This is a genomic window from Geodermatophilus nigrescens (assembly GCF_900129495.1).
Classification (GTDB): domain Bacteria; phylum Actinomycetota; class Actinomycetes; order Mycobacteriales; family Geodermatophilaceae; genus Geodermatophilus; species Geodermatophilus nigrescens.
In genome coordinates, this window is record NZ_FQVX01000003.1 from 1072697 (window position 1) to 1094597 (window position 21901).

Consider the following 21901-nt stretch of genomic DNA (forward strand, 5'->3'; position numbering starts at 1 on the left):
GGCAGGGTGGCGCGGATGTGGCACAGTAGAGAGTCGCTGCAGACCGGAGGCGCCCGCCGACGGGCAACTCCCTCCCGGAGTCGCAGCCGACACCTGGTCCGGAGTGGGGCGCCCCGCTGCCCGGGCCGACGACCAGCCACACGCTGAGACCGAGGAATGCTGCGATGAACACCCTGGACGTACTCGACGCCGACTCGCTGCGCGACGACATCCCCGAGTTCCGCCCCGGGGACACCGTCAAGGTGCACGTCCGCGTCGTCGAGGGCAACCGCTCGCGCATCCAGGTCTTCCAGGGTGTGGTGATCCGCCGCCAGAACGGTGGGATCCGCGAGACCTTCACCGTCCGCAAGGTCAGCTTCGGCGTGGGCGTCGAGCGCACCTTCCCGGTGCACACCCCGGTCGTCGAGAAGATCGAGGTGCTGACCCGCGGTGACGTCCGCCGCGCCAAGCTGTACTACCTGCGCGAGCTCCGCGGCAAGGCCGCCAAGATCAAGGAGAAGCGCGAGACCGTCGCGCGCTGACGCGACCTCCGTTCCCCGGCCGGCTCCGCCCGGCCTGACCGCGGCGGGTCCACCGCGGCCGTACGCTGACTCCCGATGAGCAGCGACCGGTCCGGTGGGCCCGCCGACGTCGTCCCGGGGGAGGACCCGCCGCCCAGGACGGCGGCCCGACGGTCCCTCTGGCGGCGCCGGCCCGCCCAGCCGGAGAAGAAGAGCTCCCTGCTGCGTGAGCTGCCCGTGCTGCTGCTTGTGGCCTTCGTCCTGGCCCTGCTGGTCAAGACGTTCCTCGCCCAGGCGTTCTTCATCCCCTCGGGGTCGATGGAGCAGACGCTGCACGGCTGCCCGGGCTGCACCGGCGACCGCGTGCTGGTGAACAAGGTCCCGTACTGGTTCGGCGAGCCCGAGCCCGGCGACATCGTCGTCTTCGAGGGCCCCGACACCTGGGTGCCCGAGGTCGACTACCAGGAGCCCTCGAACTGGTTCACCGGCGGCCTGCTGTGGCTCGGCCGCGCCGTGGGCGTCGCGCCGCCGAGCGAGGACGACTACGTCAAGCGGGTCATCGCCACCGGCGGGCAGACCGTGCAGTGCTGCGACGCCGAGGGCCGGGTGACCGTCGACGGCGAGCCGCTCGACGAGCCCTACATCTTCGAGGACACCCCGCTGGAGAGCCGCCCGTTCGGCCCGGTGACGGTCCCCGAGGGGCGCCTGTGGGTCATGGGCGACCACCGCTCGGCGTCGGCCGACTCCCGCGCGCACGTCGGCGACCGCTACGGCGGCACGATCGCCGTCGACGACGTCATCGGCAAGGCGGCGCTCATCGTCTGGCCGGTCGACCGCTTCGGCACGCTCGACTCCCCGGACATCCAGGCCGCCGAGGCCGCCGCCACGAGCGGCCGGATCGGCCAGGTGCTGCCCCTGGGCGCCGGCCTGGTCGGTGCGCTGCCGGTCGCGGTGTGGAACCGGCGACGGCGGCTGCGCCGCGCCCCACCGGGCTGACCCGCCCCCCGTGCGCTCCCTCGACGGCGCCGTCCCTCCCCGGGGCGGCGCCGTCGCCGTTTCCCGTCCGACCATTCCGCAGAATGGTCGTCCCCATGTCGACAATCGCGAGTCGGTGACCGGTGCGCGTTTCCCGTGTGACGACGGCCGCACCGGAAAAGGCAGAAAAAATCCCCAGGAAGTGTTCAAGCGATCGCCAATACCGCCCGATGGAGTAATCGAGAGCAACACCGGTTTCCCGAAATGGAGTAAGTCGTGTCCGCACCCCTGGCGAGCGCCACCCGCGGCGTCACCCGCGTGCTCCTCCTCGCCGACGCCCCCGTCCTGCGCCGCGGCCTGGTCAGCATGGTCAACGAGACCGCCGGCATGCAGTCGGTGGGCACCCCGGGCGAGCTCCGCCGGGCGCTGACCCTCGTCGAGACCGCCCGCCCCGACGCCGTGGTCGTCGAGCTGGGTGCCGGTCGCGCCGCCACCCTCAACGTCGTCCGCGACCTGCGCCGCCGCTTCCCCCGGGTCGCCGTCGTCGCGCTGGCCACCTCCGAGGACCCGGCCGTCGTGAACGAGGCCGTCGCCGCCGGTGTCCGCGGCTACCTCATGCTCAACACCTCGCCGACCCTGCTCGGCTGGGCGATCCTGGCCGCCCGTGCCGGCCGCACCGTGGTGGACCCGCAGATCCGCCGGGTCGAGGGCGCCGCCGCCGCGCCGGTGGCCAAGCCGCTCACCCCCGAGGTGCCGCTGACCCGCCGCGAGCAGGACGTCCTCGACGAGCTGCTGCAGGGCCAGTCCAACCGCCAGATCGGCCGCAACCTGTTCATCAGCGAGGACACCGTCAAGTCGCACGTCAAGGCGATCCTGCGCAAGCTGGGTGCCCGGGACCGCGCGCACGCCGTCTCCCTGGTCCTGTCCTCGCGCGGCACCGCCGCCTGCAGCTGCGGCGCCCACGCCGTGGCCGCCGCCTCCGCCCCCGTGGAGGTCTGAACCTCCATCCGCTCTGCCCGGACCGTCCGCCTCCTCGGCGGTCCGGCACCGCGGGCCTCTCGGTCCGCTCCGGTCCGCGGGCCGGTCCCCACTGACCCGGGGGCCGGCCCGCGGCCGTGTGGTGCGGGCTTCCCGGGCCCGGTCCGGTCCGTCGGTGCCGGGTCGTACTGTCGGACGGCGATGGCAGGCCGTCTTCCCCCCGCCCACCGGGCCGCCGCCGTGCCGGCCGCCCGGACCCGCCGTCCGGCACCGCCGGAGCCGCCCGGCAGCGACGCGCTGTGGGACATGGAGCGCTCGCTGCGCCGGCGCGGGTTCTCCGCCGTCGCCGGCGCCGACGAGGCCGGCCGCGGCGCCTGCGCCGGCCCGCTCGTGGCCGCCGCCTGCGTGCTGCCCGCCGGCCGCCGCGGCCGCGTTCCGGGGCTCGCCGACTCCAAGCTGCTCACCGCCGCCGCCCGCGACCGGGCCTACGACGAGATCGTCGACCGCGCGGTCTCCTGGTCGGTGGTGGTCATCCCGGTCGAGGACCTCGACGCGCGCGGCATGCACGTCACCAACCTCGAGGCGCTGCGCCGCGCGGTGAGCGCGCTCGACCCGCCGGCCGACTACGTGCTCACCGACGGCTTCCCGGTGCCCGGCCTCGGCGTGCCCACCCTCGCCGTCTGGAAGGGCGACCGGGTGGCGGCGTGCGTGGCCGCGGCGTCGGTGCTGGCGAAGGTCACCCGGGACCGGATCATGCTCGACCTGCACGAGCGGTTCCCCGAGTACGACTTCGCCGTGCACAAGGGCTACACGACCGGCGCGCACACGGCCGCGCTGGAGCGTCACGGCCCCTGCCCGGAGCACCGCTCGCGCTTCGTCAACGTCGCCCGCGCCCGCGACGCGCACGCCGGCCGGGAACTCCACCTCACCGCCGCGGGCGGCATGGTCGATGATGGGGGCATGCGCACGATCTCCGGAGACCCGCGATGAGCACCGAGGACCTGGAGAAGTACGAGACCGAGATGGAGCTGCAGCTCTATCGCGAGTACCGGGACATCGTCCGCCAGTTCACCTACGTGGTGGAGACCGAGCGGCGCTTCTACCTGGCCAACTCCGTCGACCTGCAGGTGCGCGAGGCCGGCGGCGAGGTGTTCTTCGAGCTCAAGCTCTCCGACGCCTGGGTGTGGGACATGTACCGCCCGGCCCGCTTCGTGCGGAACGTGCGCGTGCTGACGTTCAAGGACGTCAACGTCGAGGAGCTCGACAAGCCCGACCTCGAGCTGCCCGACGGGCCCCGCATCACCTGACGTCGCCTCCACGCCCCGGACGCTGACCGGCGGGGCCGACGGGACCGCCGCGGCCGTCCACAGGCGCATCCGGTGTCCACAGACGTCGCCGGACGCCCCCGACCGGGGCCGGCCGCGGTGACGGTCGGCGGGTGCCCACTCCCTCCGAACTCGGCAGCCGCGGCGAGTCGATCGCCGCGACCTACCTCACCGACGCCGGCCTGCGCGTCCTCGACCGCAACTGGCGCTGCCGCGACGGCGAGCTCGACATCGTCGCCCGCGACGGCGCGGCGATCGTCTTCTGCGAGGTGAAGACCCGCCGCGCCACCGGCTTCGGCCACCCGGTCGAGGCGGTGCCGGCCGCCAAGCAGCGGCGCCTGCGCACGCTGGCCCGGCGCTGGCTCGCCGCCCACGACGAGCACGCGCCCGACCTGCGCTTCGACGTCGTCGGCGTCCTCGTCCGCCCGGCGGGCCCGGCGCTCGTCACCCACCTGCGCGGGGCGTTCTCGTGACCCTGGCCCGCACCTGGTCGGTCGGCCTGGCCGGCGTCACCGGCGCGATGGTCGAGGTCGAGGTGGACATGTCGGCGGGCCTCCCCGGCGTCGCGCTGGTCGGCCTGCCCGACGCCGTGGTGCGCCAGTCGGTCGACCGGGTCCGCGCCGCCGTGGTGAACACCGGGGCGTCGTGGCCGATGCGCCGCATCACCATCGGGCTCTCGCCGGCCTCCATGCCCAAGCAGGGGAGCGGGTTCGACCTCGCGCTGGCCGCCGCGGTCCTGGCCGCCGCGGGCGCGGTGCCCGCCGACGCGGCCGACGGGCTGGTCCTGCTCGGCGAGCTCGGCCTCGACGGGTCGGTGCGCCCGGTGCGCGGCGTCCTGCCGGCCGTGCTCGCCGCCAGGCGCGCGGGGCACCGCACCGTCGTCGTCCCGGCCGGCAACGCCGACGAGGCGGCCCTGGTCGACGGCGCGGAGGTGCTGCCCGCCGGGACGCTGGGCGACCTCGTCGACCACCTGTCCGGGCGGGCCCGGCTCGCGGCGCACGCCCGTGGTCCGCTGCCGCCCCCCGCGCCGGTGCCCGACCTCGGGGACGTCGTCGGCCAGGCGGCCGGGCGGCGCGCGGTCGAGGTCGCCGCGGCCGGCGGGCACCACCTGTTCCTCACCGGCCCGCCCGGCGCGGGCAAGACGATGCTCGCCGAGCGGCTGCCCGGGCTGCTGCCGGTCCTCGACGAGCGCGCCGCGCTGGAGGTCACCGCCATCCACTCGGTGGCGGGCACGCTCCCGCCCGACGCCCCGTTCGTGAGCCGGCCGCCCTTCGAGGCGCCGCACCACTCGGCCACGATGGCGGCCCTGGTCGGCGGCGGCTCCGGCGCCATCCGCCCCGGCGCCCTGTGCCGCGCCCACCGCGGCGTGCTGTTCCTCGACGAGGCGCCGGAGTTCCCGCGGGCGACGCTCGACACCCTGCGCCAGCCGCTCGAGCGGGGCGCGGTGACCATCAGCCGGGCGGCGGGGTCGGCCACCTTCCCGTGCCGCGCCCAGCTGGTGCTGGCCGCCAACCCGTGTCCGTGCGCCAGCGCCGCGGGGGACGCGGCCTGCACCTGCAGCCCGCTGGAGCGCCGCCGCTACCAGGCGCGGCTGTCGGGCCCGCTGCTCGACCGGATCGACCTGCGGGTCGAGCTGCCGCCGGTCGGGCGCGCCGCGTGGCTCGGCGCCGGTGCCGAGCCGGAGTCGACGACGACCGTGGCGGCCCGGGTCGCGGTCGCGCGGGAGGCCGCCGCCGCCCGGCTGCGGGGCACCGGCCTGGCGCTCAACAGCCAGGTGCCCGGCCGGCTGCTCCGGGAGCGGTGGCCGGTGCCCCGGCCGGCACTGGCGCTGGCCGAGCGCGCGCTCGACCGCGGCCTGTTGTCGGTGCGCGGCCTCGACCGGGTGCTGCGGGTGTCCTGGACGCTCGCCGACCTCGACGGGCGCCCCGTGCCGCACGCCGACGACGTGACCGAGGCGCTCGGCATGCGGCTGCAGCGGGTGGCCGCGTGACCGGCCTGGAGGACGACCTCGCCGCGGCGGTCGAGGCGCCGGGCACCCCCGACGGCGCGGCCGGCGTGCGCCGGGCCCGGGCGTGGCTCACCCGGGCCGCCGAGCCCGGCTCGGTGGCCCTGTGGCGGTACGTCGAGGACGTCGGCCCCGCGGCGGCGGTGCGCGCGCTGCGCGACGGCACCGCGCCGGCCGCCCTGCGCGCCCTCGTCGGCGCGCGGGCGGAGCAGGACGCCAGCCTCGCCGACCTCCGCCGCGCCGAGCGCTGCGGCGCCCGGCTCGTCGTGCCCGAGGACGAGGAGTGGCCGGCGTTCGCCCTGCACCCGCTGACCGTGGCCGCGCACGCCGGCGGGGGAGACGGCGGGGACGACGGCGGGGGAGACCTCGACCGCACGAAGGCGCTGGTGCCGCCGATGGCGCTGTGGGTGCGGGGCGAGGCGCCGCTCGACGCGGCCGTCGACCGCTCGGTGGCCGTGGTCGGGTCACGGGCCTCGACGTCCTACGGCGAGCACGTCGCCGCCGAGTTCGGCGCGCAGCTGGGGGAGCGGGGCTGGACGGTGGTCTCCGGCGGCGCCTACGGCATCGACGTCGCCGCGCACCGCGGGGCGCTGGCCGCCGGTGCGCCGACCGTGGCGGTGCTGGCGTGCGGCGTCGACCGCGCCTACCCGGCCGCGCACTCGGCGGTCTTCGCCCGCATCGTCGACGGCGGCGGGCTGCTGGTCAGCGAGTGGCCGCCGGGCGCCGCGCCGCACCGGCACCGCTTCCTGGTCCGCAACCGGCTCATCGCCGGGCTCACCCGCGGCACCGTCGTGGTGGAGGCCGCGGCCCGCTCCGGCGCGCAGGCCACCGCCCGCCGCGCGCAGGCGCTGGGGAAGCGGGTGCTGGTCGTGCCGGGCCCGGTCACCTCGGCGCTGTCGGTCGGCTGCCACGAGCTGCTGCGCGACGCGGAGTCCGGCGCCCGGCTGGTCTCCAGCGCCGCGCAGGTGATCGAGGAGGTGGGCGACCTGGGCAGCGACCTCGCCGCCCCGCCCGGCCGGCCGGCCTCCCCGCGCGACGGGCTGTCGGACCTCGCGCGGCGGGTGCTCGACGCCTGCCCGGTGCGCGCCGGGGTGAGCGCCGAGCGGCTGGCGGCGGTCGCCGGCTGCGGGCCGCTGGAGGCGATGCGGGTGCTGCCCGGCCTGGAGATCTCCGGGCTGGTCGAGTGGACCGGCACCGGCTGGCGGCTGGCCCCGCCGCCGGAGCGGGCGCGGCGCCGCTGAGGACGGTGGGACGCCCGTTCCGTCGCGGGCGACCGACCGGCGCGGCGCCTTGACCGGGCGGGGGTGTCGTCGGACGGTCGGGACGTGACCGCCCGGACCGCCGACGCCCGCGCCGCGCTGCCGCCGGCGCTCGCCGCGGCGCTCGAGGGCTACGAGGACGCCCTCACCGGGGAGCGCGACCTCTCGCCGCACACCGTCCGGGGATACGTCACCGACGCGGTCTGGCTGCTCGACCACCTCGCCCGGCGCGGCGGCACCCGCGTCGACGAGCTCGACCTCGCCGTGCTGCGCAGCTGGCTCGCGCAGGGCCGGACGAAGGGCGCCAGCCGGGCGACCACCGCCCGCCGCGCCGCCGCGGCCCGCTCGTTCACCGCCTGGCTGCGCCGCGCCGGCCTGACCCCCGAGGACGTCGGCCTGCGGCTGGTCAGCCCCAAGGCCCACCGCACGCTGCCCGACGTGCTCGCCCCCGACCAGGCCCGCGCGGTCGTCGAGTCCACCGCCGGGGCCGACGACCCGGTGGGCCTGCGCGACGCCGCCGTCCTGGAGCTGCTCTACGCCAGCGGCATCCGCGTGAGCGAGCTGGTCGGCCTCGACGTCGACGACGTCGACCGCGGACGCCGGCTGCTCCGGGTGCTCGGCAAGGGCCGCAAGGAGCGCAGCGTGCCCTACGGCGCCCCGGCGGAGCGGGCGCTCGACGCCTGGCTGGTGCGTGGCCGGCCGGCGCTGGCCACCCCCGACTCCGGCCCCGCCCTGCTGCTCGGCGCACGCGGGCGCCGTCTGGACGCGCGCGAGGCCCGGCGCACCGTGCACGCCGCCGTGGCGAAGGCCCCCGGGGCGCCCGACGTCGGGCCGCACGGGCTGCGGCACTCGGCGGCCACCCACGTGCTCGAGGGCGGCGCCGACCTGCGCTCGGTCCAGGAGCTGCTCGGCCACGCTAGCCTCGCGACGACGCAGATCTACACGCACGTGACGGTCGAGCGGCTGCGGGCGGTGCACGCCCAGGCCCACCCGAGGGCCTGAGCGCCCGCCGTGCCCGAGACCATCCGGCCCGCCCCGCCGCACCGCGGGGACCCGACCGACCACCACACGGGGAGCGCAGACGTGCCCGAGGCGACCATCCACCGGATCGGGGGGTCCGACGAGGACGCCGACGCGGCGCTCGCCGACCTCTGGGCGCAGTACGTCGCCGACCGGTCACCCGCGCTGCGCGACCGGCTGATCCTGCACTACGCCCCGCTGGTGAAGTACGTCGCCGGCCGGGTCGGCAGCGGGCTGCCCGCGCACGTCGAGCAGGCCGACCTCGTCTCCTACGGCACCTTCGGCCTCATCGACGCGATCACCCGCTACCAGCCCTCGCGCGAGGTCAAGTTCGAGAGCTACGCGATGGCCCGCATCCGCGGCGCGATCATCGACGAGCTGCGCAGCACCGACTGGATCCCGCGCTCGGTGCGCAACCGCGCCCGGCAGTTCGAGCGCACGGTCGCCGCGCTGGAGAGCCGCCTGCGGCGCAGCCCCACCGACGAGGAGATCGCGGCGGAGATGGACCTCGACGTCGAGGAGGTCCGGAAGTTCCTCGGCCAGCTGTCCCTGGTGAACGTCGTCGCGCTCGACGAGCTGCTCACCGACGACGAGGGCGGCGCCCCGCGCCTGGTCGACACGCTGCAGGACGCCAACGCCCTGGACCCGCAGGCCGTCGCCGAGCACGGCGAGTCCCGCCAGCTGCTGGCCCGCGCCGTCGAGCAGCTGCCCGAGCGGGAGAAGGTCGTCGTCAGCCTCTACTACTTCGAGGGCCTGACGCTGGCCGACATCGGCCGCGTCCTCGGCGTCACCGAGAGCCGGATCTGCCAGCTGCACACCAAGGCCGTGCTGCACCTGCGCACGAAGCTGGCGGACATCGCCTGACCGCCCCTCACGGGCGCAGCGGCAGCAGCCGGACCCGCGGCGGGCGCAGCAGCGCCAGCGGGTCGAGGTACACCTCGCCGCGGCGCAGGCCCCAGTGCAGGCACGCCGCGGCCGGACACCCGGCGTGCCCCGGCGCGAGCGTCCCCAGCGGGTCGCCCCGCGCCACGCCCTGCCCCGCGGCGACGGAGGCGGCCACCGGCTCGTAGGTCGTCCGCAGCCCGCCGGCGTGGTCGACGCTGACCACCGGCCGCCCGGCGACCATCCCCGCGAAGACGACGACGCCGTCCCCGGCCGCCCGGACGACGTCGCCCGGCACGCCGCCGAGGTCGGCGCCCCGGTGGCCCGGGCCGTACGGCGTCGGCGGCGGCTCGAACGGCCGGGTCACGGCCGGCGGGTCGCCCAGCGGGGACACCCACGGCGACCCCGCCCCGGCGACGGCCCCGGCCACGGGCCCGGCGGCCGGCTCGGCCACCGCGGTGGCCGGCGCGAGCAGCGCCGCGAGGGCCAGGAGCAGCGCCGGCAGCAGGCGGGGGAGCACGCCGGCGAGCCTCGCGCCTCCCCGGACGCGGCGGGGCCCGGAGGGCCGGCCTGTGGACGGACCCGACGGCGGGGGAGGGGCCCGGACGGCGCCGCGTATGCTGTCAGGCGCGACCCGTCTGTGCGGGTCGACTCCGCGCGTCCTCCTCCCGCCTCGCACGGCGGGGCAGCCCCACCTCGGTCCCGCACCGGGTCGGTGGGTCAGCAGGACGCCAGGGCGGGCAGCCACCCGGCGCCCGCGTCAACCGAGGAGCGCGGCCGTCCTGCGGCCGCGCGCAGACAGGAAGGCGACCATGGCAGTCGTCAGCATGAAGCAGCTGCTCGACAGCGGCGTCCACTTCGGGCACCAGACCCGTCGCTGGAACCCGAAGATGAAGCGCTTCATCTTCACCGAGCGCAACGGCATCTACATCATCGACCTGCAGCAGACGCTCGGGTACATCGACTCGGCCTACGAGTTCGTCAAGCAGACGGTCTCGCACGGCGGCACGATCCTGTTCGTCGGCACCAAGCGCCAGGCGCAGGAGGTCGTCGCCGAGCAGGCGCAGCGCGTCGGCATGCCCTACGTCAACCAGCGCTGGCTGGGCGGCATGCTCACCAACTTCTCCACCGTCCACAAGCGGCTCCAGCGCCTCAAGGAGCTCGAGGACATGGAGCAGACCGGCGTGATGGCCGGCCTGTCCAAGAAGGAGCAGCTCGGCCTGACCCGCGAGAAGGCCAAGCTCGAGCGCAGCCTCGGCGGCATCCGCGACATGCAGAAGGTGCCCAGCGCCATCTGGATCGTCGACACCAAGAAGGAGCACATCGCCGTCGGTGAGGCCCGCAAGCTGGGCATCCCGGTCGTCGCGATCCTCGACACCAACTGCGACCCCGACGAGGTCGACTACAAGATCCCGGGCAACGACGACGCGATCCGCGCGATCAACGTGCTGACCCGCGTGGTCGCCGACGCCGTCGCCGAGGGCCTCATGGCCCGCTCGGCGTCGCAGGCCAACGCCGGCCGCGAGGACGGCGGGGAGCAGGCCATCGGTGGCGACGAGCCGCTGCCGGACTGGGAGCGCGAGCTGCTCACCGGCGGTGCCGGCACCGACGGCGCCGCCACCCCGCTCCCCGAGACCCCGGCCGCCCCGCCGGCCGTCTCGGCCGACGCGGTGGCCCCGGTCGAGGGCGTGCCCGCCACCGGCGACACCTCCACCGGCACCCAGGGCGCCCAGAACGGCTGACCCCGCCGGCGCCGCCGTCCCGCCCCCCGCGGGCCGGGCGGCGGCGCCGCGGCACGTCCGCACCACCCCCTTCAGACCCGTGAGGAAGTGACATGCCCGCCTTCACCGCTGCCGACGTCAAGCGCCTCCGCGACGCCACCGGCGCCGGCATGATGGACGCCAAGAAGGCCCTGACCGAGGCCGACGGCGAGTACGACAAGGCCATCGAGCTGCTGCGCATCAAGGGTGCCAAGGACGTCGGCAAGCGCCTCGAGCGCTCCACGACCAACGGCATCGTCGTCAGCAAGCACGGCGCCCTGCTCGAGCTCGACTGCGAGACCGACTTCGTCGCCAAGAACGCCGACTTCGTCGCGCTGGCCGAGCGGCTCATCGAGATCGTCCTCGAGCAGTCCCCGGCGACCCTGGACGACCTCATGGCCGTCCAGGTCGAGGGCCAGACCGTCGCCCAGCTGATCGAGTCCGAGTCCGCCCGCATCGGCGAGAAGCTCGTCCTCTCCCGCTTCGCCACCTTCGAGGGCCCGACCGCGGTGTACCTGCACAAGCGGGCCACCGACCTGCCGCCGGCCATCGGCGTCGCCGTGCAGTACCAGGGCGGCGACGAGGAGGCCGCGCGCTCGCTGGCGATGCACATCGCCGCCGCGCGTCCGCGCTACCTGACCCGCGAGGAGGTCCCGGCGGAGGCCGTCGAGACCGAGCGCCGCGTGGCCGAGCAGACGGCGAAGGAGGAGGGCAAGCCCGAGCAGGCGATCGTCAAGATCGTCGAGGGCCGGGTCAACGCCTACTACAAGGACTTCGTCCTGCTCGAGCAGCCGTCGATCACCGAGCCCAAGCGCACGGTGAAGCAGATCGTCGACGAGGCGGGCCTGACCGTGCAGCGGTTCGCCCGCTTCGAGGTCGGCCAGGCCTGACCTCCAGGCAGCACGAGGCACCCCACCGGCCCCGTCCCGCACCCGGGACGGGGCCGGTGGCCTGTCCGGGCCCGGCTGGCGCCGCGCGGCCCGTTTGGCAGGATCACCGGAACGACGTCGAGCGAGGGATGGACCGTTGACCGACACCGCCGCGCCGCAGACCGCGCCGCAGAGCCCACCGCTCTCGGCCCCCAGCGCCTTCCAGCCCGCCGACGGCGCGGGCTACCAGCGGGTGCTCCTCAAGCTCTCCGGTGAGGCCTTTGGGGGCGGGAAGGTCGGCGTCGACTCGGGCATCGTCCACGACATCGCCACCCAGCTGGCCGCCGTCGTCGACTCGGGCACGCAGGTCGCCGTCGTCGTCGGCGGGGGCAACTTCTTCCGCGGCGCCGAGCTGTCGCAGGCGGGCATGGACCGCCGGCAGGCCGACTACATGGGCATGCTCGGCACGGTCATGAACGCCCTGGCCCTGCAGGCGTTCTGCGAGCAGGTCGGCCTGCAGACCCGGGTGCAGACGGCGATCGAGATGGGCCAGGTCGCCGAGCCCTACATCCCGCGCAAGGCCGTGCGGCACATGGAGAAGGGCCGGCTGGTCATCTTCGGCGCCGGCGCCGGCATGCCGTACTTCTCCACCGACACCGTCGCCGCCCAGCGCGCCCTGGAGATCGGCTGCCAGGTGCTGCTCATGGCCAAGAACGGCGTCGACGGCGTGTACGACGACGACCCGCGCACCAACCCGGCGGCGACCATGTACCGCGACCTCGACTACGCCACGGTCCTCGCCGACCAGCTCAAGGTCGCCGACGCCACCGCGATCAGCCTCTGCATGGACAACCGCATGCCGATCGTGGTGTTCAACCTGCTGCGTGACGGCAACATCGCCGCCGCCGTGGCGGGTGAGAGGATCGGGACGCTGATCAGCTGAGCGGGCGCCTCCCGGGCGCCGGCTCCGCAGCACACCGCACCGCACCGCAGGACGACGGCGGACACCGCCCGCCGCAGGAGGAGAGACCCGTGATCGACGACACCCTGCTCGACGCCGAGGAGCGGATGGACAAGGCCCTGTCGGTCGCGCGGGAGGACCTCGGCTCGGTGCGCACCGGACGCGCCGCCCCGTCGATGTTCAACAAGATCCTCGTCGACTACTACGGCGCACCCACGCCGGTGCCGCAGATGTCGTCGATCACCGTGCCCGAGGCGCGGATGGCGGTCATCAAGCCCTACGACAACAGCCAGCTCTCGGCGATCGAGCGGTCGATCCGCGACAGCGACCTGGGCGTCAACCCGACCAACGACGGCCAGATCATCCGCGTGGTGTTCCCGCAGCTGACCGAGGAGCGCCGCCGCGACCTGGTGAAGCAGGCGCGCAGCAAGGGCGAGGACGCCAAGGTCGCCATCCGCAACGTGCGCCGCCGGGCCAAGGAGGAGCTCGACCGCATCGCCAAGGACGGCGAGGCCGGCGAGGACGACGTGCGCCGCGCGGAGAAGGAGCTCGACGACCTCACCGCCCAGCACGTCGCGAGCATCGACGAGGCGGTCAAGAACAAGGAGACCGAGCTGCTCGAGGTCTGAGCCGCTCCGCCCCGCCCCTCCGATGACCTCCCGTCCCGACGCCGCCGGGGCCGGTCCGTCCGGCGCAGCCCCCGAGGGGGCAGCCGACACCGGGCCGATCCCGGCCGTCCGGCGTGCGCCCACACCGCCACCGCCGCCCGCGGGCGGCCACGGTCCGGCGACCGGTCCCGTCCGGCCGGTGGCCCCGCCGACCAGCCCGATCGCGGTGCCGCGGGCCGAGCCGCCCGGCACCCAGGAGATCGCCGTCCCGGCACCCGCCGTCCCGGCCACCGACGCCCCGGCGGCCGACGCCCCGGTGGAGGCGGACGACCACGACACCCACGGCGGCCCGGTGATCGCCCCGGTGCCCGGCCCCGACCCCGAGCCGGACCTCGTCCCGCCGAAGAGCAGCCGCGCCGGGCGCGACCTGGTCGCGGCCATCGGCGTGGGCCTCGGCCTCGGCGCGGTCATCATCGCCTCGCTGCTGGTCTACCCGCCGGCGTTCCTCGGCGTCATCGCCGTGGCGATCCTCGTCGGCGGCGTCGAGCTGGTCCGGGCGCTGGAGGCCGGCAACGTCCGGGTGCCGCTCGCGCCGGTCCTCGTGGGCACGGTGGCGATGCTCGCGCTGGCCTGGACCCGCGGCACCGACGGGCTGGTCGCCGGGTTCCTGTTCACCGTCGTCGCCGTCCTGCTGTGGCGGCTCGGCGACGGCCCCGAGGGCTACCTGCGCGACGCCACCGCCGGCGTCTTCGTCGCCCTCTACGTCCCGCTGCTCGCCGGGTTCGCCGTGCTGCTGCTGGTGCCCGACGACGGCGCCGCCCGGGTGCTGGCGTTCATCGCCACCGTGGTCGGCAACGACGTCGGCGGCTACGCGGCCGGCGTCCTGTTCGGGCGGCACCCCATGGCGCCGACGGTGAGCCCGAAGAAGTCCTGGGAGGGGATGGCCGGCTCGATCGTGGCCTGCGTCGCCGTGGCCACGCCGATCGTCACCCTCGCCCTCGGCGGGCCGTGGTGGGGCGGCGTGCTCTTCGGCGTCTGCCTCGCGGTGAGCGCGACGGTGGGCGACCTGGGCGAGTCGCTGATCAAGCGGGACCTCGGCATCAAGGACATGGGCACGCTGCTGCCCGGCCACGGCGGGATCATGGACCGGCTCGACAGCCTGCTGCCGTCGGCCGCCGTCGCCTACCTGCTGCTGGCCTGGGTGGCGCCGCCCGCCTGACGCCGGGCCATCTCCCACACCGAACCGGCGACGGCGAAGCCGCGCCGGGCGTACCAGTGCCGCGGCCAGTCGGCGGCGTCGGCCTCGAGCACGACCAGGTCGCACCCGGCGTCGGCGGCCAGCCGCACGAGGCGGGCGAGGACGGCGTCGGCGGCGCCCCGCCCGCGGGCGGCGGGCTCGGTCTCCACGGCCTCGATCGCCGCCGTCGCGCCGTCGACCCGCAGCTGACCGGCGGCGACGACGCGGCCGCCGTCCCGGACCGCCACCTCGTGCACCGCCACGACGGTGCCGGTGAGCGGCTCGCGGCCGACGAGCTGGGCGACCACCTCGTCCCGGTCGGGCAGGCCGGCGGGCAGGTCGCGCCGCCAGGCCTCGGTGCGGAAGGCGCGCACCTGCGGCTCGGCCAGCACCTCCGCCCGCTCGCCGCCCGGCAGCGGCGGGTGGGTCGGGCGGGTCATGACCAGCAGCTCCGTGGCCTCCCAGCCGGAGGTGGCCAGCTCCGCGGCGACCGCCGCGGCGCCGGGCCAGGACAGCAGCGCGGCGGGCACGGACAGGTCCGCCGCGGCCGCGGCGACGGTGCCCGCGTCGACGGGGGAGCCGAGCAGCAGCCTGTTGTTGTCGTACGAGTGCGGGAAGCGCGGGTCGCGGACCGCCACGCCGCCGGGGACGTCGCGCACGTCGGGGGCCCGGCGCACCGGCAGGGACAGCGACAGGGCGAGCGCCCGGCCGAGCGCGTCGCCGGGCTCGGGCAGCACCGGCGGGACCGGCGGCCGGTGGGGCACGACGGCGACCACGGCCGACGTCGGCAGCGGCCCGTACAGGTGCGGGAAGCGCATGCCGCCGGGGTCGCCCGCGACGCCGGGCTCGTCCACGACGGGATCGGTCAGGCGGGCGGGGTCGACGACGAGCAGCACGAGGTCGCGGCGCCCCGGGAAGAGCCGCTGCGCCGGCAGGTGCACCTGCTCCGGCCGCGACAGGTGCACGAACGGCCCGGGCGGCCGCAGCGCACCGGCGTCGAGGGCGGCCCGCCACTCGCCGCTGGTGCACAGGTGGAGCAGGACGCTCACGGAGCGGGCGCGTCCGGGTCGATGCCGCGGGCGGCGAGCCCGGCCTCGATCGCCTCGCACACCGCCCGGACGACGGCGACGCGGGCGTGGCGCTTGTCGTCGGCGGGCACCACGGTCCAGCGCCCGCCGGGGTGGTCGGTGCGCTCGAGCATCTCCTCGACGGCGGCCTCGTAGGCGGCCCGCTTCTCCCGGTTGCGCCAGTCCTCGTCGGTGAGCTTCCAGGCGCGGTACGGGTCGGCGGCGCGGGACTCGAAGCGGCGCAGCTGCTCCTCGGGGGAGACGTGCAGCCAGAACTTCACCAGGATCGTGCCCTCGGCGGCCAGCGTGGTCTCCAGGTCGACGATCTCGCCGTAGGCCCGCTGCCACGCCTCGTCGGAGGCGAAGCCCTCCACCCGCTCGACCAGCACCCGGCCGTACCAGGTGCGGTCGAGCACGGCCATGCCGCCCCAGCCGGGCAGCACCGGCCAGAAGCGCCACAGGAAGTGGTGCCGCTTCTCCGTGGGCGTGGGGGCGGCGAACTGGGCGACCCGCACGTGCCGGGGGTCGAGCTCGTCGACCAGCCGCTTGATCGCCCCGCCCTTGCCCGAGGCGTCCCAGCCCTCGAAGAGCACGCACACCGGCGGCCCGATCGGCCCGCCGAGCTGCCCGCCGAGGAACAGCCGCAGGTGCACCAGCCGTCGCTGCGCCTCGGCCAGCTGCTTGTTGCCGTCCTTCTTCGACAGCTCCAGGGTCAGGTCCACGTCGTCGAGTCGGCCCACCCCGCCGAGGGTGGCGCACCCGGCCCGGACGCGCGCGTCAGGGCAGCCGCGCGTGCCGGCGGACCCAGGCGTGCATGGCGATCCCGGCGGCCACGCCGGCGTTGATCGAGCGGGTGGAGCCGAACTGCGCGATGGACAGGACGGCGTCGGCCAGCCCGCGCGCCTCCGGCGAGAGCCCGGTGCCCTCCTGGCCGAACAGCAGCACGCACGCGCGCGGCAGCTCGGCGGTCTCCAGCGGCACGGCGCCGGGGAGGTTGTCGACGGCGAGCACCGGCAGGCCGGCCTCGCGCGCCCACGCGCCGAGGGCGACGGCGTCGGGGTGGTGGCGCACGTGCAGGTAGCGGTCGGTGACCATCGCCCCGCGGCGGTTCCAGCGCCTGCGGCCGACCACGTGCACCTCGGCGGCGAGGAAGGCGTTCGCCGTGCGCACGACCGTGCCGATGTTCAGGTCGTGCCGCCAGTTCTCGATGGCGACGTGGAAGGCGTGCCGGCGCGGGTCGAGGTCGGCGACGATCGCCTCGACCGTCCAGTAGCGGTACCGGTCGACGACGTTGCGCCGGTCGCCGTGCGCGAGCAGCTCGGGGTCGTAGCGCGGGTCCTCGGGCCACGGGCCCTCCCACGGCCCGACGCCGACCGTGTCGAGCGGCCCCGCCGCCGCCGTCTCCCCATCCGTGGCCTCGGGCACCCGGGGGACGCTAGCCCGGCCGCGCCTCCGCCTCCCGGGCGCCCTCGTCCGGCACCATCACTCCGACCTGTGAGCGGGGGATGACCATGAGTGACTGCGAGGTGGGATGACGGCACAGCAGGACGACGAGGCGCCGGGCGCCGCCGCCGCGGCCGCGACCCCGTTCGTGGACGACGACGGCCTGATGCCCACGCAGGACCTGCGGGACCTGCTGCCCCTCTGGCTGGCCGCGGAGGACGACGCCCCTGTGGGGGATGGCGCCGCTGAGGACGAGGTCGGTGCTGAGACGCCGCTCGAGGAGGCCGCGGTCGGGGATCCCGTCGCGGAGCAGGCCACCGCCGACCCGGCCACGGTCGAGCCGGCCGCGGCGGAGGAGCCGTCAGACGAGGCGGTCCCGGTCGAGGCGGTCCCGGTCGCGGCCACGGTGGCCGTCGATGCGGAGCCCGGCCTCGACGAGCCCGCCGTCGGGGCGGTCGCCGCCGAGGAGCCTGCCGTCGGGGAGCCCGCTGACGAGGAGCCCGCTGACGAGGAGCCGGCGGCCGGGGAGGCGGTGGCCGAGGAGACCGTGGTCCTCGACGTCGCCGACGGCTTCGCGTACGCCGCCGACCTCGGCGCCGACCTCGACGCCGACGTGGACGAGCCCGACGACCCCGTCCGGACGTCCGCGGTGCCGGTGGTGGCGCCCCGGGTCGTCGTCGCCCCGCGGGTGCGACCGCGCCGCCGCACCGGCACGGCGGTGGCCCTGGGCCTGCTCGCCGCCGGCGGGATCACCGGCGCGGTGCTGCTGGCAGGCTCGGCGTCCGGCCCGGTGCCGACCTCCGCCGTCCAGGCCTCGCCGACGGCCACCGCGACCGCCACCGCCACGGCGACGCGCGCGCCGCGGCCCGTGCGCCCCGTCCTCCCGCCGCCGGTCCCCGCCGCCCCGACGACCGCCGTCGAGACCGCGGCGCCGCAGCCGGAGGCCGTCCCCGCGCCGGCGCCCGTGCTCGCCGCCGCGGCGACGAGGGCCCCGGCCGCGGTGGCGCCGCCCGCCGTCCCGCCGGCCGTCGTCCCGCAGGTGGTGCCCGTCCCGCCGCCGGTGGTGGTCCCGGCGCCCCCGCCGGAGCCGGCGCCGGTCCCGGTGGCCCTCCCGACGTCGGCCCCGGTCCCCACGCCCACGCCGACGGCGACCCCGGAGCCGACGCCCAACGCGACGCCGACCCCCACCGCGACGCCGGAGCCGACCCCGACGGAGACGCCCGAGCCGACCCCCACGGAGACGCCGGAGCCGACCCCGACGGAGACGCCGGAGCCGTCGGCGACCCCGGAGCCGAGCGGGGACCCGGCCGCACCGCCCTCCTGAGCGAGCGACCTCACCCGCGGCGCGTCCCACGGCGCCGGGCGGGGTGGGACGATGGAGGGCGCCATGACTGCCCTGCCCCTCGTCTTCGACGCCCCGCGCCGGGGGAAGCCGCCGCGCCACCTCGCCGACCTGACCCGGGAGGAGGCGCGCGCCGTCGTCGCCGACCTCGGGCAGCCGGCGTTCCGCGCCGACCAGCTGGCCCGGCACTTCTTCCGCGGTGTCACCGACCCCGCGCAGATGACCGACGTCCCCGCGGCGGTCCGCGAGACGCTCAGCGAGGCGCTGCTGCCCGGCCTGCTGACCCCGGTGCGCACGCTCAGCGCCGACGGCGGCCGCACCCGCAAGACGCTGTGGCGGCTGCACGACGGCGCCCTGGTCGAGAGCGTGCTCATGCGCTACCCCGACCGCGCCACCGTCTGCATCTCCAGCCAGGCCGGCTGCGGCATGGCCTGCCCTTTCTGCGCCACCGGCCAGAGCGGCCTGACCCGCAACCTGTCGGCCGCCGAGATCATCGGCCAGGCGGTGGCGGCCTCGGCGGCGATGGCGAACGGCGAGGTCCCCGGCGGGCCGGGCCGGCTGTCCAACGTCGTCTTCATGGGCATGGGCGAGCCGCTGGCCAACTACCCGCGGGTGCGCGCCACGCTGCGCGCGCTGCTCGGCCAGGCGCCCTACGGCCTCGGCCTGTCGCAGCGGTCGGTCACCGTCTCCACGGTCGGCCTGGTGCCCGGCATCCGGAAGCTCACCGAGGAGGGGATGGCGGTGACCCTCGCGGTCAGCCTGCACGCCCCCGACGACGAGCTGCGCGACACCCTCGTGCCGATCAACACCCGGTGGAAGGTCGCCGAGGTGGTCGAGGCCGCCGACGACTACGCCGCGCGCACCGGCCGCCGCTACTCGGTGGAGTACGCGCTCATCCGCGACGTCAACGACCAGCCCGAGCGGGCCGACCTGCTCGGCCGGCTGCTCGCCGGGAAGCTGGCGCACGTCAACCTCATCCCGCTCAACCCGACGCCGGGCAGCCCGTGGGACGCGAGCCCGCTGCCGGCGCAGCGGGAGTTCGTCGCGCGCCTGCGGGCGGCGGGCGTGCCGACGACGGTCCGCGACACCCGCGGCCAGGACATCGACGGTGCCTGCGGCCAGCTCGCCGCCGCCGACCTCGGCGACGACGCCGGCGTGCCGACGGTCGCCACCCCCGCGCCCATGCTGGAGGCACCGGTGCCGCTGGGCGCCGAGGCCGACGCGTGAGAGCCCCCGCGTGAGCGCCGGGACCGCCGAGGAGTCCGCGGCCGGGGAGCCCGCCGCGCTGCACGAGCACCACCACGGCGACGTCTCCGGCGGCTGGCTGCGCGCCGCCGTCTTCGGCGCCATGGACGGCCTGGTCACCAACACCGCGCTGGTCGCCGGCGTCGGCGGCGGGGGAGCGGCGCCGCGCACGATCGTGCTCACCGGCGTCGCCGGGCTGGTCGCCGGCGCGATCTCCATGGCGCTCGGCGAGTACACGTCGGTGAAGACGCAGAACGAGCAGCTCGACCTCGAGGTGGCCAAGGAGCGGCGCGAGCTCGAGCGGCACCCGCAGGAGGAGCTGCGCGAGCTGGTCGGGATGCTGCGCGACCGTGGCGTCGACGCGGACCTCGCCCACGAGGTCGCCGTCCAGCTGTCCCGGGACCCCGAGGTGGCGCTGCGGCTGCACGTCGTCGCCGAGCTCGGCGTCAGCCCCGAGGACCGCCCCTCACCCCGGACGGCGGCCGTCTCGTCGTTCCTGACGTTCTCCCTGGGCGCGGTGCTGCCGCTGCTGCCCTACCTCTTCGGGCTCTCGCTGCTGTGGGTGGCGCTGCTGTGCGGCGCGGTCGGCCTGGTGGCCGCCGGTGCGCTGTCGTCCCGCTTCACCCCGCGGCCGTGGTGGTACGCCGGGCTGCGCCAGCTGCTGTTCGGCGCGCTGGCCGCCGGGGCCACCTACCTGATCGGCGCCGCGATCGGGGTCACCGCCGCCTGAGGCGGCCCCGACACGCGACGGCCCTGACACGCGACGACCCGGCCCGGCGGGTGCCGGACCGGGTCGTCGCGGGACGTCTCGGGGACTGCTGGCGCTACGGGCGCCAGGCGGTGCGCTTGCGGCGGAGGTCCCACAGCAGCATCACGACGAGGCCCGCGGCGATGCCGAACAGCCACAGGTCCTCCATGCGGCCCTCGTGGTTGCCCCACGTGTAGGCGAGCATCGAGAGCACGGTGAGCCAGCCGGCGATCTGCGCCCACTTGCCGGAGCGGCCGTGCCAGCCCCAGTCCTCGGGGCGCTCCTCCTCGACCGGGTGCTCCCCGGCGCGGACGACGCCCTCCTCGCGGTTGGGCTGGTTGACGCGCGTGGTCAGCGCGTTGTCCTGACGGACCCCCGGGCCGTGGTGCTCGCTCACGGGCCCCATCCTGCCAGCCCCGCCCGGAGGCCACCGGTCGAGGTGGTGCGGCGCGTCGGGGAGGATGCGCCGTATGAGCGAGCCGCGCGAGGTGACCGTGCTGGGCTCGACCGGGTCGATCGGCCGGCAGGCGATCGCGGTCGCCGAGCAGAACCCCGACCGGCTGCGGATCACGGCGCTGGCGGCCGGCGGGGGCGACGTCGCCCGGCTGGCCGAGCAGGCCCTCGCGCTCGGCGTGCGCACGGTGGCGGTGGCCCGGGCGACGGCGGCCCAGGACCTGCAGCTCGCCTTCTACGCGGCGGCGTCGCAGCGGGGCTGGGCGCGCGGGGAGTACGCGCTGCCGGAGATCCTCGCCGGGCCGCGCGCCGCCGAGGAGCTGGCCGCCCGCCCCGCCGACGTCGTCCTCAACGGCATCACCGGCTCGATCGGCTTGGGGCCGACGCTCTCCGCGCTCCGGTCCGGCAACACCGTCGCCCTGGCCAACAAGGAGTCGCTGGTCGCCGGCGGCGAGCTGGTCACCGCGGCCGCCGCGCCCGGCCAGCTCGTGCCGGTCGACTCCGAGCACTCGGCCCTGGCGCAGTGCCTGCGCGGCGGGGACCGGGGAGAGGTCGCCCGGCTGGTGCTCACCGCCAGCGGGGGCCCCTTCCGCGGGCGCCGGGCCGCCGACCTCGCCGACGTCACGCCCGAGCAGGCGCTGGCGCACCCCACCTGGGACATGGGCCCGGTGGTGACGATCAACTCCGCGACCCTGGTCAACAAGGGCCTGGAGCTCATCGAGGCGCACCTGCTCTTCGGCGTCCCCTACGCCGACATCGACGTCGTCGTGCACCCGCAGTCGATCGTGCACTCGATGGTGACCTTCGCCGACGGCGCGACCATCGCGCAGGCCAGCCCGCCGGACATGCGGCTGCCCATCGCGCTCGCGCTGGCCTGGCCCGACCGGCTGCCGCACGTGCAGCCGGCGCTGGACTGGTCGGCCGCGAGGACCTGGGAGTTCGCGCCGCTGGACGACGAGGCGTTCCCGGCGGTGCGCCTGGCGCGGGCCGCGGGGGAGGCCGGCGGCGTCGTCCCCGCGCTCTACAACGCGGCCAACGAGGAGGCGGTCTCCGCCTTCCTGGGGGGACGGCTGCGTTTCCCGGACGTCGTGGGCCTCGTCGCGCGTACCCTCGACGACGCGCCGGACCTCGGCGCCCCCACCTGCGTGGACGACGTGCTGGCCGCTGAGCGCTGGGCCCGGCAGCACGCCCGCGCCGCTCTCGCCGGAGGCCCGAGCTGAGCAT

The 21901-nt window shown here is 76.4% G+C and carries 24 protein-coding genes; 19 read left to right on the top strand and 5 right to left on the bottom strand.

Going from position 1 to position 21901, the window contains the following annotated elements; all coding sequences use genetic code 11:
• Window positions 1–164 precede the first annotated feature (164 nt).
• The 10 genes from rplS (at window position 165) to whiG (ending at window position 8926) form a co-directional block, all read left to right on the top strand.
• Window positions 165–521 (top strand): 50S ribosomal protein L19, encoded by a 357-nt coding sequence (gene rplS / locus BUE37_RS18805; protein ID WP_073421819.1) that lies wholly within the window; start codon window positions 165–167, stop codon window positions 519–521.
• Window positions 522–596: 75 nt separating this feature from the next.
• A complete protein-coding gene (lepB, locus tag BUE37_RS18810; RefSeq protein WP_073421820.1) occupies window positions 597–1496 on the top strand; it encodes a signal peptidase I in 900 nt (299 codons plus the stop codon).
• Between the two features lie 255 nt (window positions 1497–1751).
• Window positions 1752–2474, top strand: coding sequence for a LuxR C-terminal-related transcriptional regulator (locus BUE37_RS18815; RefSeq protein WP_073421821.1), 723 nt, complete (start codon window positions 1752–1754; stop codon window positions 2472–2474).
• Between the two features lie 180 nt (window positions 2475–2654).
• The gene (locus tag BUE37_RS18820) at window positions 2655–3443 is read left to right on the top strand and encodes a ribonuclease HII (RefSeq protein WP_139253039.1); all 789 of its coding nucleotides are present in this window, start codon (window positions 2655–2657) and stop codon (window positions 3441–3443) included.
• Window positions 3440–3760, top strand: coding sequence for a DUF2469 domain-containing protein (locus tag BUE37_RS18825; RefSeq protein ID WP_073421822.1), 321 nt, complete (start codon window positions 3440–3442; stop codon window positions 3758–3760). The genes BUE37_RS18820 and BUE37_RS18825 overlap by 4 nt, the downstream gene beginning before the upstream one ends.
• Before the next feature lie 131 nt (window positions 3761–3891).
• A complete protein-coding gene (locus BUE37_RS18830) occupies window positions 3892–4251 on the top strand; it encodes a YraN family protein (RefSeq protein ID WP_073421823.1) in 360 nt (119 codons plus the stop codon).
• Entirely contained in the window at window positions 4248–5768 is a 1521-nt protein-coding gene (locus BUE37_RS18835; protein WP_073421824.1) for a YifB family Mg chelatase-like AAA ATPase, read from the top strand. The genes BUE37_RS18830 and BUE37_RS18835 overlap by 4 nt, the downstream gene beginning before the upstream one ends.
• A complete protein-coding gene (gene dprA, locus BUE37_RS18840) occupies window positions 5765–7024 on the top strand; it encodes a DNA-processing protein DprA (protein WP_139253040.1) in 1260 nt (419 codons plus the stop codon). The genes BUE37_RS18835 and dprA overlap by 4 nt, the downstream gene beginning before the upstream one ends.
• An 84-nt stretch (window positions 7025–7108) precedes the next feature.
• Window positions 7109–8044: a tyrosine recombinase XerC gene (locus BUE37_RS18845; protein ID WP_073421825.1), complete on the top strand. Its 936-nt coding sequence runs from the start codon at window positions 7109–7111 to the stop codon at window positions 8042–8044.
• An 81-nt stretch (window positions 8045–8125) separates the two neighbouring features.
• A complete protein-coding gene (gene whiG / locus BUE37_RS18850; protein WP_073421826.1) occupies window positions 8126–8926 on the top strand; it encodes an RNA polymerase sigma factor WhiG in 801 nt (266 codons plus the stop codon).
• Window positions 8927–8933: 7 nt separating this feature from the next.
• Here the strand turns inward: whiG and BUE37_RS18855 are convergent, their stop codons facing one another.
• Window positions 8934–9464: a M23 family metallopeptidase gene (locus BUE37_RS18855; protein WP_139253041.1), complete on the bottom strand. Its 531-nt coding sequence runs from the start codon at window positions 9462–9464 to the stop codon at window positions 8934–8936.
• A 292-nt stretch (window positions 9465–9756) separates the two neighbouring features.
• Between BUE37_RS18855 and rpsB the strand changes: the two genes are divergently transcribed.
• The 5 genes from rpsB (at window position 9757) to BUE37_RS18880 (ending at window position 14361) form a co-directional block, all read left to right on the top strand.
• The gene (rpsB, locus tag BUE37_RS18860) at window positions 9757–10686 is read left to right on the top strand and encodes a 30S ribosomal protein S2 (protein ID WP_073421827.1); all 930 of its coding nucleotides are present in this window, start codon (window positions 9757–9759) and stop codon (window positions 10684–10686) included.
• 92 nt (window positions 10687–10778) lie between these two features.
• A complete protein-coding gene (gene tsf / locus BUE37_RS18865; RefSeq protein ID WP_073421828.1) occupies window positions 10779–11594 on the top strand; it encodes a translation elongation factor Ts in 816 nt (271 codons plus the stop codon).
• Between the two features lie 136 nt (window positions 11595–11730).
• On the top strand, window positions 11731–12516 hold the full coding sequence (pyrH, locus tag BUE37_RS18870) for a UMP kinase (protein WP_073421829.1): 786 nt from the start codon (window positions 11731–11733) through the stop codon (window positions 12514–12516).
• Between the two features lie 89 nt (window positions 12517–12605).
• Window positions 12606–13163: a ribosome recycling factor gene (gene frr / locus BUE37_RS18875; RefSeq protein WP_073421830.1), complete on the top strand. Its 558-nt coding sequence runs from the start codon at window positions 12606–12608 to the stop codon at window positions 13161–13163.
• A 178-nt stretch (window positions 13164–13341) separates the two neighbouring features.
• The gene (locus tag BUE37_RS18880; RefSeq protein WP_245794735.1) at window positions 13342–14361 is read left to right on the top strand and encodes a phosphatidate cytidylyltransferase; all 1020 of its coding nucleotides are present in this window, start codon (window positions 13342–13344) and stop codon (window positions 14359–14361) included.
• On the opposite strand, the gene BUE37_RS18885 is transcribed toward BUE37_RS18880, so the two are convergent.
• The 3 genes from BUE37_RS18885 to BUE37_RS18895 are packed head-to-tail and all read right to left on the bottom strand — an operon-like array spanning window position 14325 to window position 16871.
• The gene (locus BUE37_RS18885) at window positions 14325–15428 is read right to left on the bottom strand and encodes a DUF952 domain-containing protein (protein WP_073421831.1); all 1104 of its coding nucleotides are present in this window, start codon (window positions 15426–15428) and stop codon (window positions 14325–14327) included. The genes BUE37_RS18880 and BUE37_RS18885 overlap by 37 nt on opposite strands.
• On the bottom strand, window positions 15425–16186 hold the full coding sequence (locus BUE37_RS18890; RefSeq protein WP_073421832.1) for a polyphosphate kinase 2 family protein: 762 nt from the start codon (window positions 16184–16186) through the stop codon (window positions 15425–15427). The genes BUE37_RS18885 and BUE37_RS18890 overlap by 4 nt, the downstream gene beginning before the upstream one ends.
• A gap of 37 nt (window positions 16187–16223) precedes the next feature.
• Complete coding sequence (locus BUE37_RS18895) at window positions 16224–16871, bottom strand: TrmH family RNA methyltransferase (RefSeq protein ID WP_073421833.1); 648 nt, start codon at window positions 16869–16871, stop codon at window positions 16224–16226.
• A 106-nt stretch (window positions 16872–16977) separates the two neighbouring features.
• Here BUE37_RS18895 and BUE37_RS24015 point away from each other — a divergent pair, with 106 nt between their 5' ends.
• The 3 genes from BUE37_RS24015 to BUE37_RS18910 all read left to right on the top strand — a co-directional run bounded on the left by BUE37_RS24015 (window position 16978) and on the right by BUE37_RS18910 (window position 20206).
• Window positions 16978–18213, top strand: a complete 1236-nt coding sequence (locus BUE37_RS24015; protein WP_073421834.1) for a hypothetical protein — start codon at window positions 16978–16980, stop codon at window positions 18211–18213.
• A gap of 63 nt (window positions 18214–18276) precedes the next feature.
• On the top strand, window positions 18277–19458 hold the full coding sequence (gene rlmN, locus BUE37_RS18905) for a dual-specificity RNA methyltransferase RlmN (RefSeq protein WP_073422031.1): 1182 nt from the start codon (window positions 18277–18279) through the stop codon (window positions 19456–19458).
• Between the two features lie 10 nt (window positions 19459–19468).
• Window positions 19469–20206, top strand: coding sequence for a VIT1/CCC1 transporter family protein (locus BUE37_RS18910; protein ID WP_073421835.1), 738 nt, complete (start codon window positions 19469–19471; stop codon window positions 20204–20206).
• Between the two features lie 94 nt (window positions 20207–20300).
• Here the strand turns inward: BUE37_RS18910 and BUE37_RS18915 are convergent, their stop codons facing one another.
• Window positions 20301–20621 carry a DUF2631 domain-containing protein gene (locus BUE37_RS18915; protein WP_245794737.1) on the bottom strand — a complete coding sequence of 107 codons (321 nt, stop codon included), beginning with the start codon at window positions 20619–20621 and terminating at the stop codon, window positions 20301–20303.
• 73 nt (window positions 20622–20694) lie between these two features.
• Between BUE37_RS18915 and dxr the strand changes: the two genes are divergently transcribed.
• Window positions 20695–21897 (top strand): 1-deoxy-D-xylulose-5-phosphate reductoisomerase, encoded by a 1203-nt coding sequence (gene dxr / locus BUE37_RS18920; RefSeq protein WP_073421836.1) that lies wholly within the window; start codon window positions 20695–20697, stop codon window positions 21895–21897.
• The last annotated feature ends 4 nt before the right edge of the window (window positions 21898–21901 follow it).